Below are 13,297 nucleotides of genomic sequence, written 5' to 3'. Positions count from 1 at the left end.
CGAAAAAAGTTTCTTTTTTACTGATTTATATTCCAAAATGTTCTAATTTTGCAATCTGAACCTGCTCGCTTGGCAGGTAAACAGATTAAGTATTACTAATTTATAAAATAAAAAAGCAAAATGAAAGTAGCAATTGTTGGTGCGAGCGGAGCTGTAGGACAAGAGTTCCTGCGTGTGCTCGATGAAAGAAACTTCCCGTTGGATGAGTTGATGTTGTTCGGTTCTTCACGCAGTGCAGGACGAAAATACACTTTCCGCGGTAAAGAGATAGAAGTAAAACTCCTTCAGCACAACGATGACTTTAAAGGTGTTGACATCGCTTTCACATCGGCAGGTGCCGGAACCACAAAAGAATTTTGTGAAACCATCACCAAACATGGTGCCGTATTAATCGACAATTCCAGCGCATACCGTATGGATGAAGATGTACCCTTGGTTGTGCCAGAAGTGAACCCGGAAGACGCATTAAACCGTCCACGCAATGTGATAGCCAATCCCAATTGTACAACAATCCAAATGGTAGTCGCCTTGAAAGCCATCGAAAACCTTTCACACATTAAGCGTGTGCATGTAGCTACTTATCAGGCTGCCAGCGGCGCAGGTGCAGCAGCCATGGACGAATTGTACGAACAATATCGCCAGGTATTGGCTAATGAACCCGTCACTGTAGATAAATTTGCTTATCAGTTGGCATTCAATCTGATTCCCCAAATTGATGTATTTACCGACAACGGTTATACCAAGGAAGAAATGAAGATGTTTAACGAGACACGTAAAATTATGCACTCTGACATTCAGGTAAGTGCCATGTGTGTACGTGTTCCTGCTCTCCGCTCTCACTCTGAAAGCATCTGGGTAGAAACAGAACGTCCCATCTCTCCCGAAGAAGCCCGCGAAGCATTTGCCAAAGGAGAAGGTTTGGTATTGATGGATAATCCAGAGAAGAAAGAATATCCCATGCCATTGTTCCTGGCAGGTAAAGATCCTGTTTACGTTGGCCGCATTCGCAAGGACTTGGCCAATGAGAACGGACTGACTTTCTGGATTGTAGGCGATCAAATCAAGAAAGGCGCAGCACTGAATGCCGTACAGATTGCAGAATACCTGATTAAAGTGGGAAATGTGAAATAATCCGCTGCTCACACAAGCTTTAATTCTTTAATATTATAATCTTTATCTTTGCGTCAATCTCCTTTCTAAGGGGTAGACCAAGATAAAGATTATTTTTTTAGAACCAAGCCTCTTCTTGCCCAAAGCTAAGCACTTTCATACCTCAGATTAACCCTTTTTATACGGAGAACCAGTACGTCCTACAACGGTGGGACGTACGTCCTGCTACAGTGGGACGTATATCCTGCTATAGTGGGACGTACGTTCTGTTGCAGTGGGACGTACTAACCGGACGTAGAAAAAAGCTTGGCCATATACAGAAAAAGGGTTAGCCTTGGGGCATGCAAGGCTTAGCCCGACAAACGGATAGCCAAACATGAAACAGCCTTTGCTGAACATATTCCATAAAAAAAAGAGTATCACAGAAGAACTGCAATACTCTTTCAAATCTTTTATGATAACCGCTTATTCAGTATCCAAAGCCGATTCTGCACTTTTACCATTCGATGCCAAAGGAATAAGTTTCACCAAATCCACATCAAAAAACAAAGTAGAATAGCCCGGTATCGAACCGCTTCCGGCTTCTTCATAAGCAAGTTCGGAAGGAATATAAAGTTCCCATCTGGAGCCTACGGTCATATTCATAAGAGCTGTTGTCCACCCGACAATCACATCGCCTACCGGAAATTCGACCGGAACAGCAATGCTCGGATTCAATTCTCCTTTATAGCTTTGGTCAAAAACAGTTCCGTTTATTAACTTACCCCGATAATTAACCGCCACAGTATCCGTAAACAGAGGTCTTTCTCCTTCTCCGTTGTTTATTATCTTACAATAAACATACTCATTCACCTTTCCCTGCTCATTCAAGCCCAAAGGAGGAAGTTTATAGGAACGGACAACTTTCCATTCACCCGGATTCGCCTTTGCCTCAGCCGCAATGGAATCCAAATATTTCTGATTACGCTCCTGCCAGTTTGCATAAGGATTTTCTTCTCCATCCGATTCACTACATGAAACAATTGCAAATGAAGCGGCAAACAACAGGCTAATCAGCCAAAGAATACTTTTATTCATACACTATTAATTATTGCAAAGTCTTCAACAGACTTGTTATACTTACTTTATCGGCAATGATATTGTTCAATTCCGAAATAGCGACACGCTCCTGCTGCATGGTATCGCGGTTGCGCAATGTCACACAATTATCTTCGAGTGTCTGATGATCCACAGTGATGCAATAAGGAGTACCGATGGCATCCTGACGGCGATAACGCTTACCGATGCTGTCCTTTTCATCATATTGGCAATGGAAGTGGAACTTCAGATTATCCATGATTTCACGCGCTTTTTCAGGCAAACCGTCCTTCTTGACCAAAGGCATGACAGCCAGTTTTACGGGAGCCAATGCTGCGGGCAATTTCAGAACGACACGAGTTTCACCGTTGTCCAACTTTTCTTCCGTATAAGCAGCACTCATGATGCTCAGGAACATACGGTCTACACCGATGGATGTTTCAATAACATACGGAGTATAACTTTCGTTCAATTCCGGGTCGAAATATTTAATACTCTTGCCTGAGAATTTCTCGTGCTGACTTAAGTCAAAGTTAGTACGGCTATGAATACCTTCTACTTCCTTGAATCCGAAAGGCATCAAGAACTCGATATCCGTTGCAGCATTCGCATAATGTGCCAATTTATCATGGTCATGATAACGATAATGGTCATCGCCAAATCCTAATGCTTTATGCCATTTCAAACGGGTTTCCTTCCAGGTTTTAAACCAATCAAGCTCGGTACCCGGTTTAACAAAGAACTGCATCTCCATTTGTTCAAACTCACGCATACGGAAGATAAACTGACGGGCAACGATTTCGTTACGGAACGCCTTACCAATCTGAGCAATACCGAAAGGTATTTTCATACGACCGGTCTTCTGCACATTCAGGTAATTCACGAAAATACCCTGTGCCGTCTCTGGACGGAGATAAATCTTCATAGAACCGTCGGCAGTAGAGCCCATTTCGGTAGTAAACATCAGGTTGAACTGACGCACTTCCGTCCAGTTCTTCGTACCCGAAATAGGACAGACGATTTCCTCATCCAAGATAATCTGACGAAGTTCATTCAAATCATTATCATTCAATGCTTTTGCAAAACGTTCGTGAAGTGCATCGCGTTTAGCCTGATGCTCCAGCACACGTGCATTGGTGCTGCGGAACTGTGCTTCATCAAAAGCTTCTCCGAACTTTTTGGCGGCTTTGGCAACTTCCTTGTTGATTTTATCATCGTATTTAGCCAATTGGTCCTCAATCAAAACATCGGCACGATAGCGTTTCTTAGAGTCGCGGTTGTCAATCAAGGGGTCATTGAAAGCGTCAACGTGTCCCGATGCCTTCCAGATAGTAGGGTGCATAAAAATTGCCGAATCGATACCCACGATATTTTCGTGCAACAGCACCATGCTCTGCCACCAATATTGTTTGATGTTATTCTTCAACTCCACTCCCATCTGGCCGTAATCATAGACAGCACCCAATCCGTCATAAATATCACTTGACGGAAATACAAAACCATACTCTTTACAGTGAGAAACTAATTTCTTAAAAACATCTTCTTGTGCCATTTTCCTTTTATGTTTATTCTTACACTTTTGTTGTTTTTCCTGTTGTCATCCCTTAATTAGGACGAAATAATGTGCAAAGTAAATGATTTTTTTCAATAAAAATCGTATTTTTGCGTGCATATCAGCAGAACATTAAGGAATTTAAATATATATGAGCGAAGATATTATCGATAAAGAAGAACAGAACGATGAAAATACTCCCGTAGCGGAAAACCAACATTCAGACTATAAGCCCGCAGATACCAAAAATGAATCTGTCAAGCATCAATTAAGCGGTATGTACCAAAACTGGTTTCTGGATTATGCCTCTTATGTTATTTTGGAACGTGCCGTTCCGCACATCAATGACGGACTTAAGCCGGTTCAAAGGCGTATTCTTCACAGTATGAAGCGATTGGATGACGGACGATATAATAAAGTGGCCAACATTGTAGGTCATACCATGCAATTCCATCCTCACGGTGACGCTTCTATCGGTGACGCACTGGTACAATTAGGACAAAAAGACTTGTTGATAGACTGTCAGGGAAACTGGGGTAACATTCTGACCGGCGACGGTGCGGCAGCTCCCCGTTACATTGAAGCCCGGCTTTCGAAGTTTGCCCTCGACGTGGTCTTTAATCCCAAAACCACCGAATGGCAATCTTCATACGACGGACGAAACAAAGAACCCATAACACTACCGGTCAAGTTTCCGCTTCTTCTCGCTCAGGGAGTGGAAGGCATCGCCGTAGGACTTTCTTCAAAGATTCTTCCGCATAACTTTAATGATTTATGCAACGCATCTATTGCCTATCTGCGCAAAGAAGAGTTCAAATTATACCCTGATTTCCAAACCGGAGGGTCTATCGATGTATCCCGTTATAATGACGGAGAGCGCGGCGGTGTGGTAAAAGTACGCGCCAAAATAAACAAGCTGGATAACAAGACGCTGGCCATCACCGAAATTCCTTATGGAAAGACAACCTCGTCACTGATAGAATCCATTTTGAAAGCAGTTGAAAAAGGGAAGATAAAAGTCCGTAAGGTAGATGATAACACAGCAGAGAAAGTAGAGATATTGGTGCATCTCGCTCCCGGAGTATCTTCCGACAAAACACTGGATGCCTTATATGCATTTACAGACTGTGAGGTGAGCATATCACCTAACTGTTGCGTGATTGATGCACGCAAGCCACACTTTCTCACTGTCAGTGACGTATTGAAAAAATCTGTAAACAATACATTGTCCCTGCTTCGTCAGGAATTGGAAATACGCAAAGGAGAGCTTCTGGAGAATCTTCATTTTGCCTCTCTTGAAAAGATATTCATCGAAGAACGCATTTATAAAGACGTAAGATTCGAACAATCTGAAAATATGGATGCGGCCTGTGCACACATCGACGAACGTTTGACCCCATTCTATCCGCAATTTATCAGGGAAGTAACGAAAGAAGATATCCTGAAATTGATGGAAATCAAAATGGCACGTATTCTGAAATTCAATAAAGATAAAGCAGACGAAAACATCGCCCGCATCAAAGAAGAAATAGAAGACATTAATGATAAACTGGCGCATATCATCGATTATACCATAAACTGGTATGAGATGCTGAAGGAAAAATATGGCAAGAATTATCCGAGACGCACCGAGCTGCGCAATTTCGATACCATAGAAGCAGCAAAGGTAGTCGAAGCTAACGAGAAGCTTTATATCAACCGCGAAGAAGGTTTTATCGGCACAAGCCTGAAGAAAGACGAGTTTGTGGCCAATTGCTCGGACATTGATGATGTGATTATTTTCTATAAAGACGGAAAATACAAAGTGGTTCGTGTAACCGACAAGATGTTTGTCGGCAAAAACGTACTGTATGTAAACGTTTTCAAAAAGAACGACAAACGTACCATTTACAATGTGGTGTATCGCGACGGAAAAGAAGGATTTCATTATATAAAGCGATTCAATATCACTTCGATTACCCGTGACCGCGAATACGATGTCACTCAGGGAACTCCCGGTTCGCGTATCGTCTATTTCACGGCTAACCCCAACGGTGAGGCAGAAGTCATCAAGATAACACTAAAACCGAACCCGCGTATCAAAAAGATAATCTATGAAAAAGATTTCAGTGATATCAATATCAAAGGACGCCAGTCCATGGGAAATATCCTGAGCAAATATGAAGTGCATAAGATTGCCCTGAAGCAACGCGGAGGCTCTACTTTGGGAGGACGCAAAGTATGGTTTGACCATGATGTTCTACGACTGAATTATGACGAACGCGGCCAGTACCTTGGAGAATTCCAAAGCGATGACCTTATCTTGATAGTTCAAGAAAACGGAGAATTCTATACCACCAACTTTGACTTGAATAATCATTATGACCCGGGAATTTGTGTGATTGAAAAATTCAATGCCAACAAAGTATGGTCGGCAGCACTCTATGACGCTGACCAACAGGGATATCCTTATTTAAAGCGATTCACCTTTGAAGCAACTTCCAAAAAGCTCAATTATCTAGGTGAGAATAAGGACAGCCGTCCTATTCTGCTGACCAGCATCGTCTATCCGCGGGTACAAGTTATCTTTGGCGGTCACGACAGCTTCCGCGAGGCCTTGGAAATTGATGTCGATGAGTTTATCGGTGTGAAAAGCTATAAAGCAAAAGGAAAACGAATAACCACGTATGCTGTGGAATCTATCAACGAGCTACCCCCTGTCCGTTTTCCCGACGAATCCTCTTCGGCAGAAGAAGATAACGAAAAAGAGAATGATGATGACAATGAAAAAGAGGCAATGATAGAAGATCCTGACCATGGCAAGAGTGAGACAGATATCATAGATGAGATAACCGGGCAAATGAAACTGTTTTAATCCATGAAGAAAATATTCTTACTATTATTGTTGCTTCCCTTTGTCCTTGGGGGTAAAGCACAAGAAGACAGCCTGCAGACAAACCGATACGTCATGCGGGCTACCCTTTATGGAGCAGGCTATACCAATATCCTTGATACTTATCTGTCTCCGATGGAATATACCGGTCCCGAAATCCGTATTCTCAGAGAGAGTATGAGAATGACCAAATTGCTGAACGGCAACGTATCTGCGCAAAGTCTGTTTCAGATAAACCTGTCACTGACAGACAATAAAGCCGAGACAGGCAGTGAACTGGCTGGATTAATCAATTGGAATTATGCTTGGCACTATCAGTTCAGGCTGGCAGAGAACTTGAAAATCCTTGCCGGACCCATGATTGACTTAAACGGAGGATTTGTATACAACACAAGAAATTCCAATAATCCTGCGCAAGCCAAAGCGTATGTAAATATTGCAGGGTCCGGTATGGTCATCTACCGTTTCCGTATCGGAAACTATCCCCTGATAGCACGCTATCAGGCCAACCTACCTTTAATGGGAGTTATGTTTTCACCCGAATACGGACAATCTTATTATGAGATTTTCAGTTTGAAACATGGAGGAAAAAATATCCTTTTCACCTCTTTACACAATCAGCCGGCGCTTCGTCAACTGCTCACACTCGACTTTCCTGTAGGCAATATGAATGTGCGGGCAGGATATATTTGTGATATCCAGCAGGCTAAAGTCAACCACTTAAAAAGTCACACGTGGTCTCACGTATTCATGCTGGGCTTTGTGAAAAACTTCTATCTGATAAAAAACAAAAAGAAAGTAGGAATGTCCCCAAAGGTCAGTCCATATTAAATCGTATATGATAAAGAAAATATTCAAAAAAACAGCCATCTTCCTTTTGATGATTCTCTCAGGCACTTCCTGCATCACCGAAGATACTTTCAATGATTCTCCCGATGGAAACTTCGAAGCTTTATGGAAAATCATCGATGAACACTATTGTTTCCTAGAATATAAGAATCAGGAATACGGATTAGATTGGAATAAAATCCATTCTGATTATAAGAAGCGGTTAACTTCCGGTATGAGTAATGAACAACTCTTTGATGTCTTATCGGAAATGCTGAACGAACTGCGGGACGGACATGTCAATTTGGTTTCAAAAGATCGTACTTCCCAATACCGAGAGTGGTACGACAATTATCCGCGCAATTTTGATGACAGCATACAAAGCCGCTATTTGGGAAAGGATTATAATACCGCTTCAGGACTTAAATATCAGATTTTAGAAGATAATATAGCCTATGTATATTGTGGAAGCTTCCAGTCGGGTATCGGTTCCGGCAACCTAGATCAGATTCTCAGCAAATTGGCCATTTGCAACGGATTAATTCTTGATGTCCGCAATAACGGAGGCGGCAACCTCACTACTGCCGAGAAACTGGCAGAACGCTTCACTAACGAGAAAAAGCTGATTGGCTACATGTCCTACAAAACCGGTCCCGGCCATAATGAGTTTTCCACTCCCGAAGCTGTTTATCTTGAGCCACCCATGGATCGTGTACGCTGGCAGAAACATACCGTAGTATTAACAAACCGCCGGTCTTATAGTGCCACCAACGATTTTGTGAACCGAATGAAACAATTAGACAGAGTTACCGTTATCGGCGACAAAACCGGTGGCGGTTCAGGGCTCCCCTTCTCTTCCGAACTCCCCAATGGTTGGTCTGTCCGCTTTTCTGCAAGCCCGATGTATGATCCTGATATGAAACATCTGGAATTCGGTATCGAACCGGATAAAAAAGTAGATATCACTTCCGAAGATTACAACAAAGGCATTGATACTATTATTGAAGCGGCACGTGAATATTTACATAATCACAAACAATAAAGGATTATATGCATTTTATAATGAAATAATTTGGTTATTTCAGAAGTAAGCATTACCTTTGCAACCGCTTACCGAAAGGATTGCCGCGCCTGTGGCGTAATTGGTAGCCGCGCCAGACTTAGGATCTGGTGTCGTGAGACGTGTAGGTTCGAGTCCTATCAGGCGCACACAACATTACATGTTGAAAAACAAAGAGGCTATTTCAAAATATACTTTGAGATAGCCTTTTTTATGTCTGCAAAAATTAGAAAAACCGAGCCTTGAGTCAACGCAAAAGAACGAACGCAAGGCTCAACGTAAAAACATTAATGCTATGACATCAAATATACACTGTTTTTTTCCTCACTACAACAAATAGGATGACAAGGTACTTCAATCCAAAATTTACTTCCTGCATTCAACTCCGATTCAACTCCTATACAACCTCCCATTTGTTCTACTATCGATTTACAAATAGACAATCCAATACCAATTCCCTGAACAAAAGAGTCTGCTTTTTCAAAACGGTCAAACACCTTATTTAATTTATCAGAAGGAATTCCGCAACCGGTATCTGTAACACTTAATATAACTGCTGCTTCCTTCACTTCATAAGTAATTTCAATATATCCCTGCGAAGTATACTTTAATGCATTCATCACAAAATGCTCCAGAACTTGAGTTATACGCTTTTTATCTAATTCAGCCCAATAATCATTCTCCGGTTTTTTTACTATAATTTTCACCTCATCACTCACTCTGGATTCACATTTCATAGCAATCTCCCGCACAAGTTCCGAAAGACTAAAAGAGGAAGTATGCAAACAAAGATAACCAGACTCAATCTTTGCTAAATCTAATATATTATCAACCAAATTAAGCAACAATTCATTATTTGCACTGATTATTTGTGCATATTGTCTCCTCTCTGAAACATCTTTTGACTCTATCAACAAATTAGAGAACCCGACAATGGCATTCAGAGGAGTGCGTATCTCATGACTTATATTAGCCAAGAAAGCCGCCTTGAGTTGATTCACTTTTTCTTTCCTTTCCTTTGCTGCATTTTTCTCGATAGCCAACTCTCGCCTTAATTGGATATTTTCTTTTTCCAATTTATCCATTTTTACTACATAAGAGTGGTATTCAAGCAGCGTCTTATCTAATTCTAAACGATACCGCCGATATTCTTTAACAAAATAAGTAAAAATTATAATTAAGAATAATATGAATAATAGACTCAGATACCACATAATTCATTTTCTACATCTAATAAGGTTATACATAGTTTCTGATGCAAAAAAACATAATCATGTACGAAAAATATGCTTAGAAAGACATACTCTTTATAAAGATTTGTTCAAAAGATATAAATAAAAGTTCTTTTCTACTGATAACCAATATATTATATGACCTATTCTTTTTGTACACTTTTAAACTCAAAAGGAGTCATCCCTGTTTTCTTCTTAAAGAGATTATTAAAAGTAGGCATACTGTTGAAGCCTGAATCTTCTGCTATCGCCTTCATCGTATAATTAGGATGCTCATTTAACAACTGAATAGCATGATTCAAACGCAAATTATTTATATATCCACTTAAGTTACCACCCGTATTTTCTTTTATCATCCTGGCAAAACGAGCATAATTCAAATGTACGATCCTCACCAAATCATCTCTTGATAAATTCGGTGACAAATATAATTTCTCATGAAGAATAGTTTCATTCAATTTACTAAACAGCTCTCTGTTCTCTGCCCATTCCATACCATTTTCCGATAAAATATCCTCTTCCCGGTTTGCAGCCGGTAAAGACTCAGACACGACATCAGTATTCTCTTTTGGAGATAATTGTTCATTTATAAGGCGTACAAGTACTTTATTCTTTGCCCTGATAATACGATTATACTTCCAGCTTTTCCAAAGGAAAAAAGACATCAACAAAATAAACCCAATTGCAAAAAGAAGAAATATGCCATGCATCTTTAATCGAAAGTCCTGCTTCGCTATCTGCTTATCCCTTTCGTTCACTTTATAAACTGCATCCAACTCCAAAGCTGCATTCCTTACTTCATCTCTATACATGTGAGTAACAATATTAAGAATTGATTCACGTAATTCTGCTACTTTCTTAAAGTTATTCAAACCTGAATAGGCCGCTACTTCTTTTTGAAGAACACTTAAATATTGTTGATTAAGAGTATCCTGACTTCTCAAGACATTCTTAAAGTCTTCACATTTTTCTAATACCTCCTTATAACGCTTAGTCAATAACAAATAAGGAGCCGCATCACATTTACCATCGGGAGTCAAAGCTGCCTTTGTTGAACTATATTTCCTGAAATAGTTATCAGCCTCTTCATATTTTCGCAATTTAAATGCTACATAGGCAAGTTTAATGTATACATACGAATATTGCAAGTCAATATATGAATCCGGATATTTTCGGGAATCAGCCATTTCATGTATCAACTTTTCACGCTCCAATCCTATAAAAAGAACTTCATCAAAACAACCATCAGAAAGAAGATAATTCATTTTCAATCCATAAAAATAAGAAAGCATTTGCATGGAAAGCATATCACTCTCTCCTTTTATCAAATCTATTGCTTGGTCAAAATAAGCATAACCTTCTCTTTTAAGCCCAAGCACCTTCTTATTTTCTCCCAAACAAAACAATAATTTAGCTTCCGATCCCTTATTTCCATTTTTACGCGCTAAAGCAATTCCTTCTGTAGCATATTTAACACTCTGCTCAAATCGACTTAACAAGAAAGATATTTCCGCTAAATCTATTGTCATTTCTAAAAGATGAGAAGGATCAGTACCTTGAATAGAATCAATGACATAGGCTTTTCGGGCATAAACAAAAGCAGATTTATTCATATACATATTCCGATAAGTCCTACTACGCAAATCATTTATCATATTCGATGGCATGCAGTTCAAGTTCTCTGCTTCGTCAAGTAATTGTAAAGCACGTTTAGGCTCTTCAATATAAATTTTCGCAATATATTCCTCAGTATAATATTCGTGAGTCGGCAATACATTTTCTTGTGCAACAACAGATTGCGCACCTGCAAAGAACCATGCATACACAAGTATTATTAAGTAATAGTAGTTCATTTGATGATGTTAGATTCTGAGACAAAGATAAAATATAATCCACTATACAACAAATGTGCTAAAGTTATTATATAAAAAATCTTCTTGCAAAAATATATCATTACTTTATTGGGCTATCTAACAATTAAAAACTACATTTGCATATAACCTAAAAAATCACACTCATGGATACACTTTTACCGTATGCATTGCTATGCTTTACTTCCTTTTTTACATTAACCAACCCATTGGGTACCATGCCGGTATTTTTAACAATGACTAAAGGAATGTCTGATGAAGAACGACAACACATCGTCAAACGTGCTACCATCATTTCGTTTATAACCCTCCTTGCCTTTACTTTCTCCGGGCAATTCCTCTTTAAGTTCTTCGGTATATCCACCAATGGTTTTCGAATTGCAGCAGGATTTATAATATTAAAGATTGGTTACGATATGCTTCAGGCCCGTTTCACTAATACAAAGCTAAAGGATGAAGAAATCAAGACCTACGCAAATGATATATCCATAACTCCCCTTTCTATCCCCATGTTATGTGGTCCGGGTGCGATAGCAAATGGTATCATGCTAATGGATGATGCCAATACCTGGAGTATGAAAGGTATATTAATAGGAATGATTGCTTTGATTTATTTCATCACCTACCTTATATTAAGAGCTTCAACTCGATTAGTCAATATTTTAGGAGAAACAGGTAACAATGTTATGATGCGTTTAATGGGACTTATCCTAATGGTTATTGCCGTAGAATGTTTTGTAAGTGGATTACGCCCTATATTAATCGATATTATACAGTTGAGTAGAGTATAAACACAAAAAAGCCTCCGAATCATTTGACTGACTTGGAGGCTTCCATCAAAAACGGCGGCTACCTACTCTCCCACTGTTACGCAGTACCATCGGCGTGACAAGGCTTAACTTCTCTGTTCGGAATGGGAAGAGGTGGAACCCTTGTGCTATAGCCACCTGAAGAAGGTTGACATATTGATAAGCTATTATCGTAATTTCATTTCATAGTAACCGCTAAACGTATACACCATCCGGCATATAAAGAAAGTGAACGGGCAATTAGTAATGCTCGGCTTTGATGTCTCCATCTTTACACCTGCATCCTATCAACGTTGTAGTCTACAACGACCCTGAGAAATCTAATCTTGTGGCCGGCTTCGTACTTAGATGCTTTCAGCACTTATCCGATCCAGACTTAGATACCCGGCAATGCACCTGGCGGCACAACCGGTAAACCAGAGGTCTGTCCAACACGGTCCTCTCGTACTAGTGTCAGAGCCACGCAAATTTCATACGCCCACGATAGATAGAGACCGAACTGTCTCACGACGTTCTGAACCCAGCTCGCGTGCCACTTTAATGGGCGAACAGCCCAACCCTTGGGACCTTCTCCAGCCCCAGGATGTGACGAGCCGACATCGAGGTGCCAAACCACTCCGTCGATATGAGCTCTTGGGAGGGATCAGCCTGTTATCCCCGGAGTACCTTTTATCCTTTGAGCGATGTCCCTTCCATGCGGAAACACCGGATCACTATGCTCTAGTTTCCTACCTGCTCGACTTGTTAGTCTCCCAGTCAAGCGCCCTTATGCCATTACACTCTGAGACCGGTTACCAATCGGTCTGAGGGCACCTTTAGAAGCCTCCGTTACACTTTTGGAGGCGACCACCCCAGTCAAACTACCCACCAATCAGTGTCCTCGTAT

Annotated in this window: 9 protein-coding genes, 1 tRNA gene, 1 rRNA gene and 3 other annotated features; of the genes, 6 read left to right on the top strand and 5 right to left on the bottom strand. The window is 40.5% G+C overall.

Translation table 11 applies throughout. The annotated features are described in order from the left end of the window. Window positions 1-120 precede the first annotated feature (120 nt). On the top strand, window positions 121-1,131 hold the full coding sequence (locus HMPREF1534_RS17905) for an aspartate-semialdehyde dehydrogenase (protein ID WP_005935821.1): 1,011 nt from the start codon (window positions 121-123) through the stop codon (window positions 1,129-1,131). A 444-nt stretch (window positions 1,132-1,575) separates the two neighbouring features. Here HMPREF1534_RS17905 and HMPREF1534_RS17910 read toward each other — a convergent pair whose 3' ends face one another. Both HMPREF1534_RS17910 and HMPREF1534_RS17915 read right to left on the bottom strand, forming a co-directional pair. Next, complete coding sequence (locus HMPREF1534_RS17910; RefSeq protein WP_005935818.1) at window positions 1,576-2,187, bottom strand: FKBP-type peptidyl-prolyl cis-trans isomerase; 612 nt, start codon at window positions 2,185-2,187, stop codon at window positions 1,576-1,578. 10 nt (window positions 2,188-2,197) lie between these two features. Continuing rightward, window positions 2,198-3,739, bottom strand: a complete 1,542-nt coding sequence (locus HMPREF1534_RS17915) for a glycine--tRNA ligase (protein WP_005935815.1) — start codon at window positions 3,737-3,739, stop codon at window positions 2,198-2,200. Between the two features lie 151 nt (window positions 3,740-3,890). Between HMPREF1534_RS17915 and HMPREF1534_RS17920 the strand changes: the two genes are divergently transcribed. The 4 genes from HMPREF1534_RS17920 (at window position 3,891) to HMPREF1534_RS17935 (ending at window position 8,648) form a co-directional block, all read left to right on the top strand. Then, a complete protein-coding gene (locus tag HMPREF1534_RS17920) occupies window positions 3,891-6,593 on the top strand; it encodes a DNA gyrase/topoisomerase IV subunit A (RefSeq protein ID WP_005935812.1) in 2,703 nt (900 codons plus the stop codon). Between the two features lie 3 nt (window positions 6,594-6,596). After that, complete coding sequence (locus tag HMPREF1534_RS17925) at window positions 6,597-7,442, top strand: DUF3316 domain-containing protein (protein WP_005935810.1); 846 nt, start codon at window positions 6,597-6,599, stop codon at window positions 7,440-7,442. 7 nt (window positions 7,443-7,449) lie between these two features. Further along, entirely contained in the window at window positions 7,450-8,481 is a 1,032-nt protein-coding gene (locus HMPREF1534_RS17930; protein WP_005935807.1) for a S41 family peptidase, read from the top strand. An 85-nt stretch (window positions 8,482-8,566) separates the two neighbouring features. Further along, a tRNA-Leu gene (locus HMPREF1534_RS17935) sits at window positions 8,567-8,648 on the top strand. Between the two features lie 144 nt (window positions 8,649-8,792). On the opposite strand, the gene HMPREF1534_RS0118755 is transcribed toward HMPREF1534_RS17935, so the two are convergent. Continuing rightward, the gene (locus HMPREF1534_RS0118755; protein WP_159106082.1) at window positions 8,793-9,584 is read right to left on the bottom strand and encodes a sensor histidine kinase; all 792 of its coding nucleotides are present in this window, start codon (window positions 9,582-9,584) and stop codon (window positions 8,793-8,795) included. A 290-nt stretch (window positions 9,585-9,874) separates the two neighbouring features. Beyond that, complete coding sequence (locus tag HMPREF1534_RS17940) at window positions 9,875-11,584, bottom strand: helix-turn-helix transcriptional regulator (RefSeq protein ID WP_005935802.1); 1,710 nt, start codon at window positions 11,582-11,584, stop codon at window positions 9,875-9,877. A 164-nt stretch (window positions 11,585-11,748) separates the two neighbouring features. Between HMPREF1534_RS17940 and HMPREF1534_RS17945 the strand changes: the two genes are divergently transcribed. Next, the gene (locus tag HMPREF1534_RS17945) at window positions 11,749-12,393 is read left to right on the top strand and encodes a MarC family protein (RefSeq protein WP_005935799.1); all 645 of its coding nucleotides are present in this window, start codon (window positions 11,749-11,751) and stop codon (window positions 12,391-12,393) included. 49 nt (window positions 12,394-12,442) lie between these two features. On the opposite strand, the gene rrf is transcribed toward HMPREF1534_RS17945, so the two are convergent. Continuing rightward, window positions 12,443-12,553 (bottom strand): 5S ribosomal RNA (rrf, locus tag HMPREF1534_RS17950). A 91-nt stretch (window positions 12,554-12,644) separates the two neighbouring features. Then, window positions 12,645-12,888: a sequence feature (23S ribosomal RNA rRNA prediction is too short), on the bottom strand. Between the two features lie 19 nt (window positions 12,889-12,907). After that, window positions 12,908-13,067: a sequence feature (23S ribosomal RNA rRNA prediction is too short), on the bottom strand. A 19-nt stretch (window positions 13,068-13,086) separates the two neighbouring features. Then, window positions 13,087-13,255, bottom strand: a sequence feature (23S ribosomal RNA rRNA prediction is too short). Window positions 13,256-13,297: the final 42 nt, after the last annotated feature.

The organism is Phocaeicola massiliensis B84634 = Timone 84634 = DSM 17679 = JCM 13223 (assembly GCF_000382445.1).
Classification (GTDB): Bacteria; Bacteroidota; Bacteroidia; order Bacteroidales; family Bacteroidaceae; genus Phocaeicola; species Phocaeicola massiliensis.
The sequence above is the reverse complement of the archived record's forward strand: the minus strand, read 5'-3'. Positions and strand labels throughout refer to the sequence as shown.